Origin of the sequence: Thermococcus camini, from assembly GCF_904067545.1 — an archaeon.
Lineage (GTDB): Archaea > Methanobacteriota_B > Thermococci > Thermococcales > Thermococcaceae > Thermococcus > Thermococcus camini.
In genome coordinates this window covers 905,082-923,373 of record NZ_LR881183.1, presented here as the reverse complement: position 1 = coordinate 923,373, position 18,292 = coordinate 905,082, and the positions used below count along the sequence as shown (strand labels likewise).

18 protein-coding genes are annotated in these 18,292 nt (G+C 56.4%); 7 read left to right on the top strand and 11 right to left on the bottom strand.

Features of this window, described 5'->3' with window-relative positions; translation table 11 throughout:
* Positions 1–2 precede the first annotated feature (2 nt).
* On the top strand, positions 3–1,298 hold the full coding sequence (thiD, locus tag TIRI35C_RS04985; RefSeq protein WP_188201978.1) for a bifunctional hydroxymethylpyrimidine kinase/phosphomethylpyrimidine kinase: 1,296 nt from the start codon (positions 3–5) through the stop codon (positions 1,296–1,298).
* Here thiD and TIRI35C_RS04980 read toward each other — a convergent pair.
* The 5 genes from TIRI35C_RS04980 to TIRI35C_RS04960 are packed head-to-tail and all read right to left on the bottom strand — an operon-like array spanning position 1,267 to position 5,493.
* Positions 1,267–2,403, bottom strand: a complete 1,137-nt coding sequence (locus TIRI35C_RS04980) for a hypothetical protein (protein ID WP_188201977.1) — start codon at positions 2,401–2,403, stop codon at positions 1,267–1,269. The genes thiD and TIRI35C_RS04980 overlap by 32 nt on opposite strands.
* A complete protein-coding gene (locus tag TIRI35C_RS04975; protein ID WP_188201976.1) occupies positions 2,375–3,001 on the bottom strand; it encodes a hypothetical protein in 627 nt (208 codons plus the stop codon). The genes TIRI35C_RS04980 and TIRI35C_RS04975 overlap by 29 nt, the downstream gene beginning before the upstream one ends.
* Positions 3,002–3,039: 38 nt before the next feature.
* Positions 3,040–3,792 (bottom strand): heparan-alpha-glucosaminide N-acetyltransferase, encoded by a 753-nt coding sequence (locus tag TIRI35C_RS04970; protein ID WP_188201975.1) that lies wholly within the window; start codon positions 3,790–3,792, stop codon positions 3,040–3,042.
* Positions 3,793–3,837: 45 nt separating this feature from the next.
* Positions 3,838–4,440: a CPBP family archaeomyxosortase MrtA gene (gene mrtA / locus TIRI35C_RS04965; RefSeq protein ID WP_188201974.1), complete on the bottom strand. Its 603-nt coding sequence runs from the start codon at positions 4,438–4,440 to the stop codon at positions 3,838–3,840.
* Positions 4,441–4,473: 33 nt separating this feature from the next.
* Positions 4,474–5,493, bottom strand: a complete 1,020-nt coding sequence (locus TIRI35C_RS04960; RefSeq protein WP_188201973.1) for an FKBP-type peptidyl-prolyl cis-trans isomerase — start codon at positions 5,491–5,493, stop codon at positions 4,474–4,476.
* Between the two features lie 181 nt (positions 5,494–5,674).
* Between TIRI35C_RS04960 and cysS the strand changes: the two genes are divergently transcribed.
* From cysS to TIRI35C_RS04945, 3 genes are all read left to right on the top strand, one after another.
* A complete protein-coding gene (gene cysS / locus TIRI35C_RS04955; protein WP_188201972.1) occupies positions 5,675–7,105 on the top strand; it encodes a cysteine--tRNA ligase in 1,431 nt (476 codons plus the stop codon).
* Between the two features lie 89 nt (positions 7,106–7,194).
* Positions 7,195–7,842, top strand: a complete 648-nt coding sequence (locus TIRI35C_RS04950) for a phosphoribosyltransferase (RefSeq protein WP_188201971.1) — start codon at positions 7,195–7,197, stop codon at positions 7,840–7,842.
* 12 nt (positions 7,843–7,854) lie between these two features.
* Positions 7,855–8,175, top strand: a complete 321-nt coding sequence (locus TIRI35C_RS04945) for a hypothetical protein (protein ID WP_188201970.1) — start codon at positions 7,855–7,857, stop codon at positions 8,173–8,175.
* Here the strand turns inward: TIRI35C_RS04945 and TIRI35C_RS04940 are convergent.
* Positions 8,154–9,944, bottom strand: coding sequence for a DUF4932 domain-containing protein (locus TIRI35C_RS04940; protein ID WP_188203039.1), 1,791 nt, complete (start codon positions 9,942–9,944; stop codon positions 8,154–8,156). The two genes, TIRI35C_RS04945 and TIRI35C_RS04940, sit on opposite strands and share 22 nt — an antisense overlap.
* Before the next feature lie 91 nt (positions 9,945–10,035).
* Here TIRI35C_RS04940 and TIRI35C_RS04935 point away from each other — a divergent pair, with 91 nt between their 5' ends.
* Positions 10,036–11,028 carry a metal ABC transporter solute-binding protein, Zn/Mn family gene (locus tag TIRI35C_RS04935; protein WP_188201969.1) on the top strand — a complete coding sequence of 331 codons (993 nt, stop codon included), beginning with the start codon at positions 10,036–10,038 and terminating at the stop codon, positions 11,026–11,028.
* A gap of 75 nt (positions 11,029–11,103) precedes the next feature.
* Here the strand turns inward: TIRI35C_RS04935 and TIRI35C_RS04930 are convergent, their stop codons facing one another.
* Genes TIRI35C_RS04930 through TIRI35C_RS04915 form a run of 4 tightly spaced genes read right to left on the bottom strand, consistent with a single transcriptional unit; the run spans position 11,104 to position 15,838 of the window.
* On the bottom strand, positions 11,104–11,997 hold the full coding sequence (locus TIRI35C_RS04930; protein WP_188201968.1) for an ABC transporter permease: 894 nt from the start codon (positions 11,995–11,997) through the stop codon (positions 11,104–11,106).
* Positions 11,997–13,046: an ABC transporter permease gene (locus TIRI35C_RS04925; RefSeq protein ID WP_188201967.1), complete on the bottom strand. Its 1,050-nt coding sequence runs from the start codon at positions 13,044–13,046 to the stop codon at positions 11,997–11,999. Before TIRI35C_RS04925 ends, TIRI35C_RS04930 begins: the two co-directional genes overlap by 1 nt.
* Positions 13,027–14,565, bottom strand: coding sequence for an ABC transporter ATP-binding protein (locus TIRI35C_RS04920; RefSeq protein WP_188201966.1), 1,539 nt, complete (start codon positions 14,563–14,565; stop codon positions 13,027–13,029). The genes TIRI35C_RS04925 and TIRI35C_RS04920 overlap by 20 nt, the downstream gene beginning before the upstream one ends.
* A 43-nt stretch (positions 14,566–14,608) precedes the next feature.
* Complete coding sequence (locus tag TIRI35C_RS04915; RefSeq protein WP_188201965.1) at positions 14,609–15,838, bottom strand: BMP family lipoprotein; 1,230 nt, start codon at positions 15,836–15,838, stop codon at positions 14,609–14,611.
* 122 nt (positions 15,839–15,960) lie between these two features.
* Here TIRI35C_RS04915 and TIRI35C_RS04910 point away from each other — a divergent pair, with 122 nt between their 5' ends.
* Together TIRI35C_RS04910 and ftsY are read left to right on the top strand one after the other, a co-directional pair.
* Positions 15,961–16,410, top strand: coding sequence for a hypothetical protein (locus tag TIRI35C_RS04910; RefSeq protein ID WP_188203038.1), 450 nt, complete (start codon positions 15,961–15,963; stop codon positions 16,408–16,410).
* 151 nt (positions 16,411–16,561) lie between these two features.
* The gene (gene ftsY, locus TIRI35C_RS04905) at positions 16,562–17,464 is read left to right on the top strand and encodes a signal recognition particle-docking protein FtsY (protein ID WP_188203037.1); all 903 of its coding nucleotides are present in this window, start codon (positions 16,562–16,564) and stop codon (positions 17,462–17,464) included.
* A gap of 281 nt (positions 17,465–17,745) precedes the next feature.
* Here the strand turns inward: ftsY and TIRI35C_RS04900 are convergent, their stop codons facing one another.
* On the bottom strand, positions 17,746–18,237 hold the full coding sequence (locus tag TIRI35C_RS04900) for a hypothetical protein (protein WP_188201964.1): 492 nt from the start codon (positions 18,235–18,237) through the stop codon (positions 17,746–17,748).
* Positions 18,238–18,292: the final 55 nt, after the last annotated feature.

The window sequence follows — 18,292 nt, the reverse complement described above, 5'->3', positions numbered from 1 at the left end:
GAATGGCCGTTTTGATTGTAGCCGGCCTCGACACCGGCGGTGGAGCGGGTCTAAAAGCGGACATCGAGACGGTCTCGGCTTTAGGGGAGCACCCGCTCCCGGTTCTCACTTCGGTTACCTACCAGAACCCCGAGAAGGTTTCCGGCTATTTTTCCCTTCCAGCGGAGGTCGTGAGGGAGGAGATACGGGCCGTTAGGGGGCACTTCGATATTAAGGCAGTCAAAGTGGGCATGCTTGGGAGCGGGGAGATAGCCAAGGTCGTCGCCAAGGAGACGGAGGACTTAAAGAGGGTCTTCGATCCGGTGATGGCTTCGAGCACCGGTGAGAGGCTCATTGACGACCTCGAGTCGCTCAAGGTCCTCGTGAAGGGCTCAATAGTTACCCCAAACGTCCCGGAGGCCGAAGCTCTAAGCGGTCTTAAAATCCACTCCCTCGAGGACATGAAGGAATCAGCAAAGGCCATCGCCGAGGAGCTTGGAGCAGAGGCGGTGATAGTCAAAGGCGGGCACCTGGACCTAACCGACCTCCTCCACTGGAACGGGGAGTTCTTCGAATTTAAGGGAAGAAAAGTTGATAGCTTCACCCACGGAACGGGCTGTGCCTTCTCCTCGGCTTTGGCCGCTTTTCTGACGAAGGGCCTTGAGCTTCCTAAAGCTGTAGAAAGGGCCAAGCGCTTCGTCGAAAACTCCATACGGTTCTCAAAAGCCGAAGCGAGGGCCGTCAATCCACTCTGGGAGCTCCAGAGGGATGCCCACCGCTTTAGAGCAAGGGAGGAGCTTGAAAAGGCCGTTGAAGAGCTCGTGAAGCTTGGTGAAAGACTTAACCCCCACGTTCCCGAGGTGGGAACCAACTTCGCCCTAACAACTCCCCTTGGAGAGGTCTTCGCGGTGAAGGGCAGAATCGTCCGCTACGAAAAAACGATAAAGCCCGTCGGGCCGGTCGAATTGAACGCCAGCGACCACCTGAGGAGGGCTTTGCTTAAGATGCGAGAGTTCTATCCAGAGGTTAGAGCCGTCCTGAACCTGCGCTATTCGGAAGGGCTGATAGAGCGGGCCAAAAAGCTCGGCCTAGCGGTTTCCTTCTACAACAGGCGGGAGGAGCCGGAGGATGTAAAGAGAGCCGAGAGGGGAACGATGGAGTGGGGAATAGAGACTGCCGTAAGAAGGGCAGAAAAAAGGCCCGACGTGATATATCACCTTGGCGACTGGGGCAAGGAGCCGATGGTTCTGGTCTTCGGAAGGGACGCGCGGGAGGTGGTGGAGAGGGTCAGGGTTCTCCTTTCTCCCTCTCCTCGATGAAGACCCTCACGTGCTCCGGCGCCTTCTCCTTTATTTCCCCGGCCAGCTCCGGCCGCTCGAGATAGATTTTGAGGAGAACCTCTCCCCTGCGCCACCGGTTTTCGATTCTTTCCGCCGTTCTCAGAGCGGCCTCGTGCAGTCCGGAGTGAACCAGCGCTATGGCGGCGGAATGGTACGCCTCATCGCTTCCAAGCTCCCTGGCCAGTTCCAGTCCGCTGTCGTAGAGTCCTCCCCAGGTAATCCTGTAAACTAGATGGGCCAGTGCCTTCTCCCCATAACTGGCTGGAAGGTGACGGTAAAACTCCTCCACCACGTTGAAAGGCACGTCGGAGCCTATCTCAAAGACCGCCGTGAGGAAATGGTTTGGATTCCTGAGGGTCGAGATTACCGCCAGCGCACCATCAACGTTGTTCCTGGCCAGAAGCATGGAGGTGAGCCGGGAGATTTCTTCCACCTCCCACGGGGCGTAAGCGGGAGGCAAGGCGTCGATGTCGATCGGGTGGGCGTCGAGCAGGAGGCGCAGTAGAGCTTTGGCCCGGCCGAGGGTCCTAGGGTAGTTTGAGTAGCCGAAGCGGAGGAGGGTTTCCCTCATCGCCTCCATGTCCCTGACTGCCATCGCGATGAATCTAACCGTGCCGTCGAACCACTCATCAACCGGAACCTCATCGTACACCCACTGGTGCGGGCCGTACCATTCCAGCGAGAGGACGTGGATTCTTTCACCGTCTGAGGCGAGGTGAAGGTCTATGAAGGGGTCGTAGGAGCCGAGACCAAGCAGGGGGTGCTCGTCGAAGAACGGCTCGAGGTTTCCCCCTGTGAGGGCGCCGAGGTATGGTGAATCATCAACGCGCCCCGTCCGGAGTTCGATCGGTTCGACAGGGCCGCTAATTCCAAGGAGGGAGAAATTGAAGGCCGCCAGCTCCTCGATGGCACTCAGAATGCTGCAGTCTGCCGAGAAGATGGGGACTTCTCTGCTAATCACGAGGTAGTCCTTATCCTGTAGAATCGATGAGCGGTAATATTCCATGTCCCCGCTCTCCATAAGTTCCTTGAGATTATAAAGGAGCGCTTCCCTGTCAGTCCCGAACTTCCAGTTTACCTCCATAGCCGACCACCTTGAGGAGAAGCCTGACTGGGGCCGTATTGCGCAGGAACTCCCTCCCCAGCCCCGCGGAGGAGTATCTTTCCCACAGCTCTTCCATATCCCACGGAAACGGTCCGAGGAGAAAGTCCCTTATCTCCTTCCGCACCTCGCTGACCTGGACTTCCCTTCTGTCGCCGTCTCCAACCGCAACTAGCGAGCCGTCCTTAACCTCAAAGGCCGCCCCATCCCTAGTGCCGAACTCGTGAACGAGCATGCCGCCCCTAACCCTACCAGAGAGCTTCACGCCGGTGATGTTGGCTATCTCCTGCGCGCCTCTGAACCTCCCGTCGATCCACGCTAGGAGGCAGAGCAGGCCCTCAACGAAGCCGAGGTAATCGGCCCTGCCATTCGCGACCGCCCATCTCCCGAGGGAGAACTCGACCTCTGCCTTCGGCCTGGCACATTCCCTAAGCCGGTAGCCCAGGCCCGGTGAGAAGAGCTTTCCCACGAAATCGCTCTCGTCCCTTGTCGCCTCGTCCACGAGGGCCTCCAGTGCGACCTTCTTTATGCACTCCTTTGGGTCGTTATCTTCTGGCACGGCTCTGATTTCCACTCTCATACGATTTGAAGTTGGAATAAGCCTTTTAAATTTTCCGGTTAGATTGGAAGCCCCGAAATAGGTCCGTGGATAAGCCTCAGCAGGCCCACGAGAACCGGCTGGTGGAGCAGGTAGATTGCCAGGGTGTGCCTGCCCGCGAAGGTTATGAAGTGGATCGCGGGACTCTGCGGCAGGGAAAGGTGCATTTTTCTTGTTCCTCCAGGGTAGAAAACACTCCCCGCGGCCATTCCCAGGAGGTGCACCCCAAACCAGGGGAAAATCGGGAAGTAATCGGGGGCGAAGTAATTCTCTGGCGTGATGCCCAGGGGGAGGAGCCAGAGGCCGTCGTGGAGGTTCCTTACCAGGAGGTGGCCGAAGAGGAAAAAGAAGGCCCAAAAGACGTTCTTCCTACCAAAGCGATAGAAAGGAACAGCCAGCAGGGTGGCCACGCCGAGGAAGTGGAGGATTCCAAAGTGAATCGTCATTTCGCCCGGGAGAATTGAGGTGACGAGGGTTATGAGCATACCAAGGCCAAAGAGCTTGAGAAAGCGCCGGAAATACTTCCGGTAGGGTTGGGGGTTTCTCTTTACCGCTCGGGAATAGCTTATCCTGAATGAGAGGCCCGATGTGAAGACGAATATCGAGGCGGTGGCAATCGCGAAGGAAAACCAGAACGTACGGTGCCCGGAGTAGTTGAGAAAGAGCCAGAGGTCTGTGACAAAGTTTGAGACCACCATCATCATTATTCCGATACCGCGCAGGAGGTCAACCTCCCAGTACCGGCCCTTCAGGTACACTTCGGCGCCGAGCATAAGGTTTCTTGGGACCCATCCCTAATAGCCATTTCGCCCTCCAACCTACAGGAGGACACACAGGACGTCGAAGAGCACCGAGCCGAGCCAGTGAAGGAGGAAGCTGGGGAGAAAGCTCCCGGCCCGAAGGTCGAGATTGGCGAAGACTATCCCCGCCACGAACGAATAGGGAACCTCTATGCCTGGCTTTCCAAAGTGGACGAGGGCGTAGGGAACATCCTGTGCCAGAATTCCGAGCCACTCGTTCCTCTTTGCAAGGGGGAAGAGTATTATTCCCCTGTAAAACGCCTCGTGGGCGAACATTATGGCTCCAACGGCCAGCTCCTTGACGATGAAATCAAGCGGTCCCGAGTATTTGAATATAGGGTAGTACGCCTTCATCGACGGAATAGTCGTGCCGTAGAGGCTCAGCGGAATTGTGGCGATGAAAAGGAAGAGGGCCCACCTGTACTCGGAAAGCCTGCCCTTCTGAACTCCCAGCTCCCGCCGCTCGAAGCCGAGGGCATACGCCAGGATCAGGGGGAGGACAAAGTAGAACAGGACGTTGTAACCTGCCCAGAGGAAGAGCCCGCCGCCGCTGTAGCGGACTGCGAGGATAAATGGTATCGAGAGTGCGTAGAGAACGTACGGGTTGCGTCTGAATTTCATGGAGAAAAGTTGGGGGAGAAGAATAAAAGCTTTTCACTCCTCCTTGGACTCGCCCTTCTTCTCCTCGGCAGCCTTGGTCTTCTTCTTGCTGGTGGTCTTCCTGGTCGTCGTTCTCCGGGTCTTCCTGCCCTTGGTGCTCTTTCTGGAGGTGCTCTTCCTGGTGGTCTTCTTCTTGGTCTTCTTCTCGGCCGTCTCTGCCTCCTCAGCATTCTCACTGGAGGGTTCCTCTGTCTCCTTTGCCTCTCCCTTCTCCTTTTCTTCGGCCTCTTCATTCTCCTCGGTCTTCTCAACGAGGGGCTCGCTGACCTCTTCCTCGAGCTCCACAACTTCCTCACCCTTCTCCTCGGGCGGCTTGAGGAGCTCGTCAACACCAGGCTTGAAGTTGACCTCCTCGTAGCCGATGAACTTGAGGTCGCTCTCGAGGAGTATCTCGCCGAGGACGAGGGTGTTCCTGTCAAGTCCGGCGTTGCTGAAGTCCACGGTGACGTCCTTCTCACCGACCTCGATGATGACCTTCTCGGTATCCACCATCGGCATGCGGAGCTCTATCAGGGCCTTGACCTTCTCTATCGGATCCTCAATCTTCTCAACAACCTCTGCCTCGTAGATGAGGTGCTTGCCGGCGTAGGGGTGGTTGAAATCAACCCTCACGCGGCCGCCGCTGACGGTGAGGACGCGGCCCTTGAGCTTCCTGCCGCTCTCGGTCTCTATCTCAACCGGCATTCCCGGGAACGGGTAGATGCCCTGCCTCCTGAACTGACCGAGGGTGAAGGTCTTTATGAGCTTGGGGTCGCGCTTTCCAAAACCCTTCTCGGGTGGAACGATTATCTCGTACTTCTTCCCGACCTCGAGGCCCTCAAGCTGCTCATCGAGGCCGCCGAGGACGTGACCGGCGCCGACGGCTATCGGAACCGGGCCGTAAATACCGTTCTCGTTGTAGATTCCGGCTTCCTTGGCAACCTCCTCGTAGGTGGTGTCAAAGACCTCGCCGGTCTCCTTGACCTTTCCGGTGTAGTGAAGCCTTATGACGTCTCCCTTCTGAACCTTCATCATCGTAACCTCCTTTTTCCTGCTCTACCCCGGATTGAGAGGGTTACTTTTTAAGCTTTTGCCGGTGGCCGTGCACACACATCCAGACTTCCAAAAAAAGAGCGGGCCGCGTACACAAATCTGGCCATAATGAAGGCGATAACCTAATAAAAGGGCTTCGCGAAGTTCCCCCGGTGGTGAGAAAATGGCTATAAGAGTGTACAACACCCTGACAAAGCAGAAGGAGGAGTTCAGGCCTTTGAGAGACGGGGAGGTCAGGATGTACGTCTGTGGGCCAACGGTTTACGATTACACTCACCTCGGCCACGCCAGAACCTACGTGGCCTTCGACGTTATCCGAAGATACCTTGAGCACCACGGCTACAGCGTTCTCATGGTTATGAACTTCACCGACATCGACGATAAAATTATCCGCAGGGCGAATGAAACCGGAGAGGATCCAAGGAAGCTTGCCGAGAGGTTCCTCCACCTCTTCCTTGAGGACATGAAGGCCCTGAAGGTCAAGCCCGCCGACGTCTATCCGCGCGTCACCGAGCACATGGACGACATTATAGAGTTCGTGAGGAAGCTCCAGGAGAAGGGCTACGCCTACGAAGGCTCTGACGGCGTTTACTTCGAGGTTCAGAGGTTCAGGGAGTACGGAAAGCTCAGCGGGATAAAGCTTGAAGAGCTCAGGAAGGGTGCAAGAGTTGAGCCCGGCGAGGGCAAGAGGAACCCCGAGGACTTCGCCCTCTGGAAGAAGGCCAAGCCGGGAGAGCCTAAATGGTCTTCACCGTGGGGCGAGGGAAGGCCCGGCTGGCACATAGAGTGCTCCACGATGAGCACCAAGTACCTCGGGGAGAGCTTTGACATCCACGGCGGCGGCAACGACCTCATCTTCCCGCACCACGAGAACGAGATAGCCCAGACCGAGGCCTGCACGGGGCACGAGTGGGTCAGGTACTGGCTCCATACCGGCTTCCTGATGGTGAACGGGGAGAAAATGAGCAAGAGTCTCGGCAACTTCGTGACTATAAGGGAAATGCTGGAGCGCTACGACCCCGAGGTCATAAGGCTCTTCATCCTCCAGAGGCACTACCGCTCACCGCTTGACTACACCGAGGAGGGCATGGAGCACGCCAAGAACAACCTCGAGAGGCTCTACAACACCCTCGAGAACATCCGCGTGGCCATGGAGAGGGCAGATATAGCATTCAAGTGGGGTCAGGAAGAGTTCGAGGCCTACGAGGCCATAAGAAACGCGAGGGAGAAGTTCTACAGTGCTATGGACGACGACTTCAACACCGCCGAAGCGTTAAAGGCGGTGTTCGAGGCAAGCAACGCGGTCAACAGGTATCTAACGAAAGCAGAAAAGCCGAAGGAGAGCATCCTCCGCAAGGCGCTGGAGTTCTTCAGGATCGTAAGCGAGGTCTTCGGCATCTTCGAGGACTACTTCAGGGAGCAGAGGGCGGGTGAGGAAGAAAAGCTAATTCAGCTCCTCATCGACGTCCGCGCCCAGCTCAGGAAGGAGCGCAACTTTGCTTTGGCCGACATGATAAGGGCCCAGCTCAGGGAGATGGGTGTTCAGCTCGAGGACACCCCGCGGGGAACGGTTTGGAAGAGAGTTAAGGTCTGATTTCCAGCCTTTTTTATCATCCCCCAATCAACGCCCTGGAGCAAAACACTTAAATACACCCTTCCCTCCGCTCAATTAAGGGAAATCCAATGAAGAAGTTTCCGGCTTATCTCGCTTCTTGGGACGACATAGAAAGGTGGGCAAAGGAAGGCGCCTGGAAGATTCTCGAAGACGGCTGGAAGCCCGATGTCGTGGTCGGGCTCGCCAGAGGGGGCTGGGTTGCAGCGAGGCTCTACTGCGACTACCTCGGCATCAAGGACCTGGTCAGCCTCAAGGTCGAGCACTGGGGCGTTACAGCGACCCCGGACGGGAAGGCAAGGCTCAAGTACGGCACCAGCTACGACCTGAGCGGCAAGAAGGTTCTCATCGTCGACGACATCAGCGACACTGGTGAGAGCCTAACCCTAGCTAAGAACTACATCGAGGGCAAGGAACCGGCCGAGATAAAGGTTGCAACGCTCCTCACCATCAGGGGTTCGCGCTTCAAGCCCGACTACTACGGTGAGGAGATCGATTGGGCGTGGATAGTCTTCCCGTGGAACTTCGTTGAGGACATGATAAACCTCGTTGGCAACCTCTTCGAGGAGAAGGAAGCTCTAACCACCGATGAAATCATCGACCTTTTCAAGGAGCTCCACGGGATGGAAGTCCCGAAGGGCAAGCTTGAGGAAGCACTCAGAATGGCAGAGCGCAGGAAAGTTTTTAAGTTCCGCGAGGGAGCCTGGCGCAAAGCCTGAGGGTGTGATAGCTTGGACCGGGAAAAGAAGGTTCAGGAAATCAGGAACCACAGCGTTTACGCTAGGGAAATCTACGATATGCACAGCGATAGCATAGATGAGGTGCTCGATAACTACGACGACCTCAAGGAGGGCTACCTGAACGACCACTCGCGGGCGAGAATAGTGCGCATAGTCTTCAACGAGGACAACGGGCTTCCGCTGGCGATAGAGTTCAACAGAAAGGACGACAGCTTCAAGGGGTTCACGATAGCCATCGGCAAACCCCACATCAAGAGCAACGGAAACGGAAAGGGCGGGGAGAAATCCCCTCACGGAGACGCCAGCGGCTGAACGTAGAAGCCAATTTCTATTCCCTTTTCACTCCATATTTCGTAGCTGCTCAGGTAGTAGGTCGGGTTCTGGAAGAGGGCCGTCAGGTTCCTGTTCTCTCCCGCCACCCAGACGATGTAGTTTCCAGGGTTGTAGGGGTTCATCACAGCCATTATTACGGCGGTTCCCGTGATGTTCCCAAGCTCCCCCGCGATAACTGGGTCTTCATCGTTCTCCGTTAGAACGTAGGAGTAAACCTCCTGGCCAGGATTCTTCTCGAGGACCCAGTGGCCGTCTCCCACGGGCACGAAGCGGAGCGGAAAGTCCTCGTCCAGCTCATCGACGAGCGAGTTTGAGTAAGGCCCTCCAACCAGCACCAAGTTCGACCCCAGGTCCTCGTCGGTGACGTTCACGTCCGCCTTGATCGAAACCTCCACCGTCCCGTTCCACTGGGAGTAGAAGATCCTGAGGTTCTCGGCTATGAGTTCAGCGGTTTCTCTGTCGTATTCCGTTCCCTTTGGGTCTGGGTTTTGCGTTCCGTAGACCACCACGACTTTTCCTGTAACGGCGCCCCTGTCGAAGGCCCTCAGCGGGGTCACCGGGACGCGCTCGCTGTAGATCTTCCCGGCATTCTCAGGGGGAATCATGGTTCTCAGGTCAACGAGCATCTCGTCCACGTAGTCGTCAATGGGGACGGAGTTCCCGACGCTCATTGCCGCGTACTTGCCGTAGAGCTGGAGCACCTCGTCTATCCAGAACTCGCCCCAGGCCCTCTGGAGCCACACCGCCAGAGCTGCGTAGTCAGGGTCCACGTTGGAGAGCGCGAAGTCCAGCCAGCCGTCGGCGAAGCCCTCGTATATCATTCCCGTCCGGTCCCAGAAGTGAATGTCGTAGCGCGCGAGGTAGGGCATGTCCTCCTCAATGGCCTCCTCCAGGTAGGCCAGCGAGTAGGTGTCGCCGTAGTTGGCGTAGAGGCCCGGCAGAGTAATGTCGTGGCCCAGCTCGTGGTAGACGAAGCCCAGGTAGATAAGCTCGTCGAGGCCCGTGTTGTTCACGTAGTCCCTGTTGAGGGGCAGGCCGAACATCGTGTCTCTAGCGGTCTTGTAGCTCCAGGCCGTCCTCTGGGGGTCGCGTCTCACGAGCGGCACCATTCCCCCGGCCCCGTATATCTGGACGCCGTCCCTGACGGGGTTGAAGCTGTGGCCGTGTATTGCCACCAGGAACGGGTGCAGGAACTCGAAGCGAACGTTAGAAACGTCGGTGTACCTGCTCAGGAACTCGTCCGGTGGCAGGAGCGAGAGCGCGTTCGTGTATATCCCGAGGTCTTCTCGGTAGTAATTCTGATGGGTTCTGTAAAAGGCCATGAAGTCGCTCTCCCTGGCGAAGTCCCTAAGGGCCTCGATGAAGTCGAGGGTCCAGGGGTCGTCGATGTTCCCCCAGGGCTGGAGCTCAGGAGGTTCTGTGCAGAGAAGGAGGTAGTATTCTGTGTAGAACAGTCTAAGGTCCCTCTCCGAGATGGAAGCGGCCTTTTCAAGGTGTTCTCGAAGCATCTGAACCGCGCGGTGGTTCCTGTAGGGGGCAAAGTACGAATCAACCTCATCGAGATAACCGCCACGGTCTATGACAAAGGGGTCGCTCCGTCCAAAGGCAAGGTAGTAAACCACGCTCAGCAGCTCCGAGTTGGGACTTATCTCGACGCTCACCTTTCCGGTCACATCGTAGCCGGTCACCTGCGGTGCGGCCGCTCCGATGAAGAGCGTGAGGATTATTAAAGCCCACAGTCGCTCCATCACGACACCCGGTGGTATTTCGGCTAGGGGTATTTAAAGTTTCCGAGGGCTTTTTAAAGCCGGCCATTAAAAAGAGTTCGGGTGACCGAAAATGAGGGCGAGAGGATTGATTATCACATTCATCTTACTAACCGCGGCGGCAGGGCTCATCCCCTTCGCCGGAGCCTCCTCAGAGAAACCCCTCGTAGTTACAAGCATAGCCCCGATTGCTTCGATAGTTCAGGACGCCTTCGGAGACTCCGTTGAGGTCGTCTACCTCATTCCACCAGGAGCCGACCCCCACGAGTACCAGCTAACCGCGAGCCAGATCGAACTCCTGAGGAAAGCCGACGTGATAGTAACCACCGGCGGCCATCTCCCGGTAGAGAAGAAGATAGCCGAGCTGATTGATGAGGGTACGATAACGGGGGAGGCACTTTTCCTCGATGACTACAAGCGCGAGGGCTTCCGCTATCTCCCCGAATACTGGTACAACGATAAGGACAACCCGCACGGCGTCTGGCTGGACCCGACCAATGCCCTGGCCATAGCGAGAGCCACAGAAAAGGCGCTCGAGAGGGTCAACCCCTCGGGGGCCGGGCTTTACAGGTCGAGTTACAAGGACTTCGAGAGCAGGGTTGGGACGATAGTGGAGGCATACAGGGCGCTGGTTGAGGACAATAAAACCGCCGTCATCCAGATGCCGCCCGACGAGTACGCCATCGAGTGGCTTGGGATACGGGCAATTGCCTCAATAAAGCCAGAGGAGGAGGTTCCAGCCATAGGCATCGACGAGCTCCTTGGAACCGCCGAAGGAACTGACCTCGTAGTCTACGCCAGGGACAGCCCGGACCAGATGAAGGATGCCGCAAAGGAGCTCGCCGCCAAGAGCGGAAAGCCGCTGGCAGAGATAACGGTCTTCTGGAGCGACAGGCCCTACACGGAGGTTCTAATCGAGAACAGCGCGGCTATTCTTAAGGCCCTCGGCGGAAGGCCGGGAGAAACCCCGCCGGCCCGGAGGGACGACGTGGGAAGATACGTGGCGCTCTCCCTGGTCGTTGGTATCGTCCTTGGTGTCGCCCTCGGGGTTATACTCAAGAAATGATTCACTCTTCTTTTCCCCACTGTGGCCAGTATTTTGCCATCGTGGAGGCAGATAAAAAGCAGAGAAAAGAAATGGTCACTCCCTCTTGTAGGGCCTTCCGTCCCACTTCGGCGGTCTGGCCTTGCCTATTATCCCCGCCACGATGATGAGGGTCATTATGTAGGGCAGCATCAGGATGAACTGCCCAGGGATTATGTGCTTCGGGGCGAGCCACGCGGCAAGGGCGTCGAAGAATCCGAAGAGCCAGCCGCCGATGAGGGAGACGAGCGGGTTCCAGCCACTGAAGACCATGTTGGCGAGGGCTATGAAACCCCTGCCTCCGGACATGGTCTTGTGCACGAGGCCGAGCCAGTCAACGCTCATGAATGCCCCACCGAGGCCGGCCAGGGCGTGCCCATAGACCGTTGACCAGAACCTGTATTTCTCGACGTTTATGCCCAGCGCGTCTGCCGCCTCCGGGTTCTCACCGACGGAGCGCACGCGGAGGCCGAGTGGGGTCTTGAAGAGCACCCACCAGGTGACCAGCGCGATGAGGATGGTCACCAGAACCATCGGACTGAGCTCACCGTAGGGCGTCTTCCAGTGCCACATCTGGGCATCGTGCGGGAGCTGGTGCTGGCCGGCGGTTCCCCAGTAGGCGAGGATACCGAAGGGAACGACACCCATGGCGAGCAGGTTGATGCCTATACCGGGGATAACGTGGTCCCCCTTTAGGTAGACGGTGAGGACGCCGTGCAGCATGCCGAGGAGTATTCCGATGAAAACGCCGCCAAGCAGTCCCATAACCGCGTTGCTGGTCAGTTCGGCGAATATCGCGCCGAAGAAGGCGCTCATCAGGAGTACACCCTCGTAGCCGATGCTGACCACACCGGCACGCTCGCTCCACGCGGCACCAACGCTAGTGAGCACTATGGGCACCATGGCCATTAGGGAGGTTATCAGGATGGAGAGCACGGATCCAACGTCCATCAGGCAGCCCCCCTGTGGATTGCTTTCTTAACCAGGTCGTACAGGCTCGGGATGGCGACGGTTATGACGATGATTCCCTGGATGACCTTGATGATCTCCAGCGGGACGTGGGCCTGAGCCTGCATTAGCGCCGTTCCAGCGCGGAGCATTCCAAAGAATATTGCCGACAGGATTATGCCCAGCGGGTGGTTCCTTCCGACGAGGGCAACGCCTATTCCGTCGAAACCGAAGCCGTATATGTTCGCACCGCCCTGGCTGATGGCGTAGCCCGGTCCCTCTCCCATGATCTTCATGGCACCGCCGAGGCCGCTGAGGAGACCACCGATGAGGAAAGACCACATGACCGCCATCTTTGGATTCATTCCCGCGTAGCGTGCGGCTTTCTGGTTTATTCCGCTGGCACGCATGCCAAATCCCATAGTGGTGTGCCAGAGCAGGAAGTAGGTGAGCACCGCGGCAACGACCGCGATGACTACCGCTATCGAAAGTCCGTAGCCGAGGATGGGAAGCCTGGCATCAACTGGTATCCTGATGGTCTTGTTGGGGTCGTTGGGGTTGGCGTAGGGGCCAACTATGAGCCAGAGAACGAAGAACCAGCCAATCCAGTTGAGCATGATTGTTGAGATGACCTCGTGAACGCCGCGGTAGACCTTGAGAACCGCCGCAGGCAAGGCCCAGAGTGCTCCGAGGAGCATACCCATGACGAGGCCGAAGAGCATGTTGTTCCAGACGTTGGTGAATATCACCGCCGCTATGGCTCCGAAGTAGAAGGAGCCTTCTGCACCTATGTTGAAGATTCCGGTTCTGGTACCAATCGCAAAGGTGAGCGCCGTGAGCATTATCGGGGTCGCGTACTTGAGCGTGGACGCTATTCCGTACGTGGATCCAAGGGCACCCTGGAAGAGCCAGTAGTACGCGGACCACGGGTTGTAGCCGAAGGCCAGGAGGACTATCGCACCGATGATGAAACCCACGAGTATGGCTATGAGGCTCTCAACGAAGGGGCGAAGGTTTATTGACTTCAGGGACTCACTTCCTGATTTCTTCATAGCGTATTCCCCCCATCATCATTCCTATCTCTTCCGTGTTCACTTCCTCGGGCTTCACAATGCCCATGAACTCGCCCTCGTAGATGATTCCCATCCTGTCGCTGAGCTGAATAACCTCGTCCAGATCGGCCGAGACCAGAAGGACGGCCTTGCCCTCGTTTCTGAGCTTGACGAGGTAGTTCCTTATGTACTCCGTCGAGGCGACATCGACACCGCGCGTCGGCTGGGCCGCGATGATGAATATGGGCTCCTTGCTGACCTCCCTTGCAACGATGAGCTTCTGCTGATTTCCACCGCTGAGGGATTTAACCGGTGCCTCGGTACCCGGGGCGGAGATGTCAAACTGCTCTATAAGCGACCTGGCGTGTTCTCTGGCCTTGCTCCAGTTTATAACGCCCTTGAAGCGCTGGAACCTGGGGTGCCAGTGGAGGCCGAGGACGGAGTTTTCAGTTACAGTCATGTCCAGGATGAGGCCCATGTGGGTTCTATCCTCAGGTATGTGCGCCATTCCAAGGTCGTAGAGCTCCCTTGGTCCCTTGCCCGTGATGTCCTTGCCCTGAAGATATATTCTGCCGCCCTCCACCTTCCGGAGACCGGAAATCGCCTCAATCAGCTCGGTCTGGCCGTTGCCCTCGACGCCCGCTATTCCAAATATCTCGCCGGCGCGGACATCGAACGAGAGGCCGTTGACAGCAATCTCGCCACGGTCACCTATCACCTTGAGGTTCTCGACGCGCAGAATCGGCTCACCGGGCTCCTTTGGCGGCTTCTCTACCTTAAGAACAACATCCCTGCCGACCATCATCTTGGCAAGGAGCTGGGGCGTTGCCTCGCTCGTGTTGACCGTTCCGATGACCTCGCCCTTCCTGATGACGGTGACGCGGTCTGTCAGCTCGATAACCTCGTTGAGCTTGTGACTGATGAAGATGATGGTCTTGCCCTCTGCCTTGAGCTGCCTCAGGACGCGGAACAGCTCCTCGACCTCTATGGGCGTGAGAACCGCCGTGGGCTCATCGAGGATGAGGACATCAACGTCGCGGTAGAGCATCTTGAGGATCTCTATTCTCTGCTGAACACCAACGGGGAGGTCCTCGACGGGAATTTCAAGGGGCACCTGGAAGTTCAGGTCGTCCATGAGCTTCTGGAGCCTTTCCCTAGCCCTGTCAACGTCTATCTTAGAAAACGCCCCGTGGCCCTCCATGCCCAGGATTATGTTGTGGAGGGCATCGAAAACTTCAACGAGCGTGAAGTGCTGGTGAACCATACCGATGCCGTGGGCGATGGCATCGGAGGGGCTCTTAAAGCGAACCTCTTCGCCCCTGATGAGAATTTTACCTGACGTGGGATGGAGCATCCCGAAGAGGATCTTCATGAGGGTGGTCTTTCCGGCGCCGTTCTCACCGAGGAGACCCAAAATCTCGCCTTTATTAACCGTAAGATCAACGCCTTTGAGGGCCTTTGTGCCGTCAGGATAGACCTTGACGATTCCCTTCATCTCGATTATTGGTGTTCTCTCCATTGCCGCACCCCCTTTGAAAGTAGAGAAAAGAAAATCAAAAGGGTCACTTGGCGAGTTCCATCATTTCCTGCCAGGTCTTGGCGTTCCTAACTTCTATAATTCCGTCTTTGTCCATGGGAGCCGGAACCTTGATGGTACCGGTCTTGATCTTGCCCGCAAGATCGTTCACGGCTTCCCATATCCAGTTGGGAACCTGGGCCCTGGTGTCCTCGAGATACTTCTTGAGCTCGTCCCTGCTGTTGAAGCCGAGGTCCTTGAGCTTCTGCTTCTGAGTGTCCTCAGGAAGTGAGTCGAACATGGCCATAACGTCGTCCACGGTGCTTATGCCGACACCGCCCTCTTTGAGGCCGAGCTCGACTATTCCTCCCCTGAAGTCGCCGTTAACCGCAGCCTCAACGGCTTTGTAAACACCGACGTCAACGCGCTTCATCATGCTGGCTATGATAACGCCTGGCTTGATCCAGTCCTGGGCGGAGTCAACACCGATAGCGAACGGCGGACCCATCTTCTTACCCTGGGAGTCGAGGACCTCTCCAACCGCGTCAAAGACACCGAGCCCGGTTCCGCCGGCGACCTGGTAGATGACCCAGGCACCCTGGGCGAGCTGGGCCCTGGCCGCGGCCTTACCCTTGGCGGCGTCGCCGAAGCTTCCGGTGTACTGGTAGAGGACGTCTATGGTAACGTCCTTGCCCTCCTTCTGCTTGTAGTAGTCCTCGGCCCACTTAACACCAAAGCGGTAGCCTGCTTCGAACTTGTAGAGAACCGGTATCTCCATTCCGAGAACGATGCCGACCTTGTCCTTGCCGTCGTTGGCCGCTATGAGGCCAGCGAGTGCACCGGCAAGGGCCGAACCCTCGTTCTCCTTGAAGAGGATGCTCATGACGTTGTCCTTGTCAGGAATGTAACCATCGATAATGGCGAACTTCTGGTCGGGATACTCGTCCGCGACCTGCTTAACGGCGTCGGTCATCATGAAGCCGACGGCTATGATAACGAGGTACTTCTTCTGGGCGGCAAGGGTTTCGAGGTTTTTAACGTAGTCGTCCTCGCTGTTGCTCTGGAGCTCAACGAGGTCGAGGTTGAAGTCCTTCGCCGCCTTGCTGGCACCGAGGTACGCCATGTCGTTGAAGCTCAGGTCACCCCTTCCGCCGACATCATAGACGATGGCAATGGCGCCTTTAGTGGACTCCTCTCCACCGGGGGATATACAGCCACTGGCCACGACGCTAAGGGCCATAAGGCCTATTAAAAACAGGCTCAGCCATTTCTTCATGTTAACACCCCACGAGTTTTCAAAGGTATAACTCCGGACGGAATATATAGTTTGCGGTCATAAAAGAACCGAAAATTTGAGAAAGAATTTTAACCACCTGATAAAAGTTTTTTGTGATGACCATGCTGAAGAAAATAGCCGAACTGGACTCGGGAGCCGTTTTAATAACGGGAGACGGGAAGAGACTTGCGAGAATATACATCAATGCCTGGAGCAGGGACGGCAGGCGCGTGCTTGCCGAATACATTCCATTCCAGGTGAACGGTGACATCTACATAGGCCCACCGTTTGAGAGCGACGACTTCGATGTGTACCTGATAATCAACCCCCTCTCGCGCTCGAAGGCAGAGAGGGAAAAGCTCCGGGAGTGGCTGGAAGAGCACAGGGACAAGCTCATTCTGCTGTACGAACACAAGTACGTGAAGGATTCGATAACGCGCTACAGAATCAAGGACTTCATTGACTACCTAATCGCATACAAGAGGGAAACCGTCGGCTTTGAAAGGGTCGATGTGATGCGTCTGGAGAGCGGGCGAATAGTTGAGAGCAAGACCTACGTCAGGAGGTACTGAACGGGCACGTGTGGTTTATAAACCCCCGGGAGGAGACACTCCCGCCCGATGACGAGTGGCTTCGGGTCTGAGGTGTGATGACACCAGCTATCGCCGAGGGCATTCATAATAATTATATATGCCTAAGTCTCTCGCTCATCAGGTGGTAAAGATGCTGGGAAAGCTCAAGGAGAAGTTAGGCTCATTCGTGGAAAGGGTTTCACAGACTGAAATAAGTGAGAAGGACGTGGAAAACGCCCTCTGGGATCTGGAGATAGAGCTTCTCGAGGCGGACGTCGCCCTCGAAACCGTTGAGGAGCTCAAAGAGAGGATAAAGGAGAAACTCGTCGGCCAGAAGGTAAAAATAGGAACCAACAAGAAGGCCATCGTTGAAAACGCCGTTAGAGAGGCCGTTCTGGAAGTTCTCACGCCGGAGAAAAGGATAGACCTCATCGAGCTTATCAGGTCAAAGGGGGAGAAGCCCTTCGTCATAGCCTTCGTGGGCTTCAACGGCTCCGGAAAGACGACGACCATAGCCAAGCTCGCCCACTGGCTCAAGAAGAACGGCCTCGGAGTCGTCATAGCCGCGAGCGACACCTTCAGGGCTGGAGCGATAGAGCAGGTTGAGGAGCACGCGAAGAGGGTTGGCGTTAAGGTCATAAAACACTCCTACGGCGCCGACCCGGCGGCTGTTGCTTACGATGCAATCCAGCACGCCAAGGCCAGAAACATTGACGTCGTCCTCATAGACACCGCCGGAAGGAACGAGCTGAACAGGAACCTGATGGACGAGATGAAGAAGATAGCGCGCGTAACCAATCCCGATCTGGTGATATTCGTCGGCGACAGCTTAGCAGGCAACTCGGTGGTGGAGCAGGCAAAGCAGTTCAATGAGGCCGTAAAGATAGACGGGGTAATCCTCACGAAACTCGACGCGGACGCAAGGGGCGGTGCGGCCTTGAGCATAAGCCACGCGATTGGCGCGCCGATACTCTTCGTTGGCGTTGGACAGGGCTACGACGACCTAAGGCCCTTCGACGAGAAGTGGTTCGTGGAGAGGATTTTCGGGGAGTAGCGGCCAATCTTTTTTGCTTTTCCCCGTTTAGCCACTCTACTATGTTTCCACTTTCTAAGAGGGCAATCGCTCAGAAGAGCCTCAGCTTTTTCTTAATGGTTCGATGGCGCTTCACGGTATAGCTCACCTCAAAAATTGCCAACAGAACCGGAAGCCCCGTTGAGATACCAAGCGAGGGGAGTTTTCAGGGCACTGGCTTGTTCAGAAACTCCAGTGGAGAGAAACACCATTCCACCTACAATAAAGGGTGGAGCGGAGCTTTATGGTTCAACCACCACCCATTAACACCATACGACCGTGAGTTCAGCCGCTATTGTCATACCTACTATAAGACCTGGTAGAAAGCCCGCAATACTGAGTAGCACTTTTTCCCGCCAGTCCCTCCCAAATCCTCCGCCGACCAGGGCCGAGACAAGGACCAGAACAAACAAAACACCCGGCCCAGTGGTTTTAAAGTAGACGACAATCACCGACAGAAGAGGTACTCCCGTTGAGAGTGCCAATCTCTTCAATGCTGGCTCTCTGAACCGGAGGTACAGGACGAGAAGGACGAGTGCCGGAAGCAGGACCAGTAGAAAGAACTTCACTGATGGGGAGTATCTGATCCAGGAAACGCAGGGTCTTCCGGCTCCACCCGTCCAGTTCTCAAAGAAAATCGTGCCTTTCTCAACGTAATACCCACCGATGGTCCGGCTGCTATAGGCAAGTACAAGCTCCCAGGCCGTTGCAAAGATAATGGAAAGGATATGCGGAATGAATTCTTTAGGGCTCATTAATTCACCCCCTTGGGAACTTTACATCACCTGCTTTCACGGACTTCCCCCATTG

What these genes read in the sequence shown, in the direction of transcription:
- TIRI35C_RS04935 (WP_188201969.1), top strand. Translation starts at nt 10,036, where the DNA reads ATGAGGGCGAGAGGATTGATTATCACATTCATCTTACTAACCGCGGCG.
- TIRI35C_RS04925 (WP_188201967.1), bottom strand. Translation starts at nt 13,046, where the DNA reads ATGAAGAAATCAGGAAGTGAGTCCCTGAAGTCAATAAACCTTCGCCCC.
- mrtA (WP_188201974.1), bottom strand. Translation starts at nt 4,440, where the DNA reads ATGAAATTCAGACGCAACCCGTACGTTCTCTACGCACTCTCGATACCA.
- TIRI35C_RS04910 (WP_188203038.1), top strand. Translation starts at nt 15,961, where the DNA reads ATGCTGAAGAAAATAGCCGAACTGGACTCGGGAGCCGTTTTAATAACG.
- cysS (WP_188201972.1), top strand. Translation starts at nt 5,675, where the DNA reads ATGGCTATAAGAGTGTACAACACCCTGACAAAGCAGAAGGAGGAGTTC.
- TIRI35C_RS04950 (WP_188201971.1), top strand. Translation starts at nt 7,195, where the DNA reads ATGAAGAAGTTTCCGGCTTATCTCGCTTCTTGGGACGACATAGAAAGG.
- TIRI35C_RS04900 (WP_188201964.1), bottom strand. Translation starts at nt 18,237, where the DNA reads ATGAGCCCTAAAGAATTCATTCCGCATATCCTTTCCATTATCTTTGCA.
- TIRI35C_RS04960 (WP_188201973.1), bottom strand. Translation starts at nt 5,493, where the DNA reads ATGATGAAGGTTCAGAAGGGAGACGTCATAAGGCTTCACTACACCGGA.
- thiD (WP_188201978.1), top strand. Translation starts at nt 3, where the DNA reads ATGGCCGTTTTGATTGTAGCCGGCCTCGACACCGGCGGTGGAGCGGGT.
- TIRI35C_RS04975 (WP_188201976.1), bottom strand. Translation starts at nt 3,001, where the DNA reads ATGAGAGTGGAAATCAGAGCCGTGCCAGAAGATAACGACCCAAAGGAG.
- TIRI35C_RS04930 (WP_188201968.1), bottom strand. Translation starts at nt 11,997, where the DNA reads ATGGACGTTGGATCCGTGCTCTCCATCCTGATAACCTCCCTAATGGCC.
- TIRI35C_RS04920 (WP_188201966.1), bottom strand. Translation starts at nt 14,565, where the DNA reads ATGGAGAGAACACCAATAATCGAGATGAAGGGAATCGTCAAGGTCTAT.
- TIRI35C_RS04915 (WP_188201965.1), bottom strand. Translation starts at nt 15,838, where the DNA reads ATGAAGAAATGGCTGAGCCTGTTTTTAATAGGCCTTATGGCCCTTAGC.
- TIRI35C_RS04940 (WP_188203039.1), bottom strand. Translation starts at nt 9,944, where the DNA reads ATGGAGCGACTGTGGGCTTTAATAATCCTCACGCTCTTCATCGGAGCG.
- TIRI35C_RS04970 (WP_188201975.1), bottom strand. Translation starts at nt 3,792, where the DNA reads ATGCTCGGCGCCGAAGTGTACCTGAAGGGCCGGTACTGGGAGGTTGAC.
- TIRI35C_RS04980 (WP_188201977.1), bottom strand. Translation starts at nt 2,403, where the DNA reads ATGGAGGTAAACTGGAAGTTCGGGACTGACAGGGAAGCGCTCCTTTAT.
- ftsY (WP_188203037.1), top strand. Translation starts at nt 16,562, where the DNA reads ATGCTGGGAAAGCTCAAGGAGAAGTTAGGCTCATTCGTGGAAAGGGTT.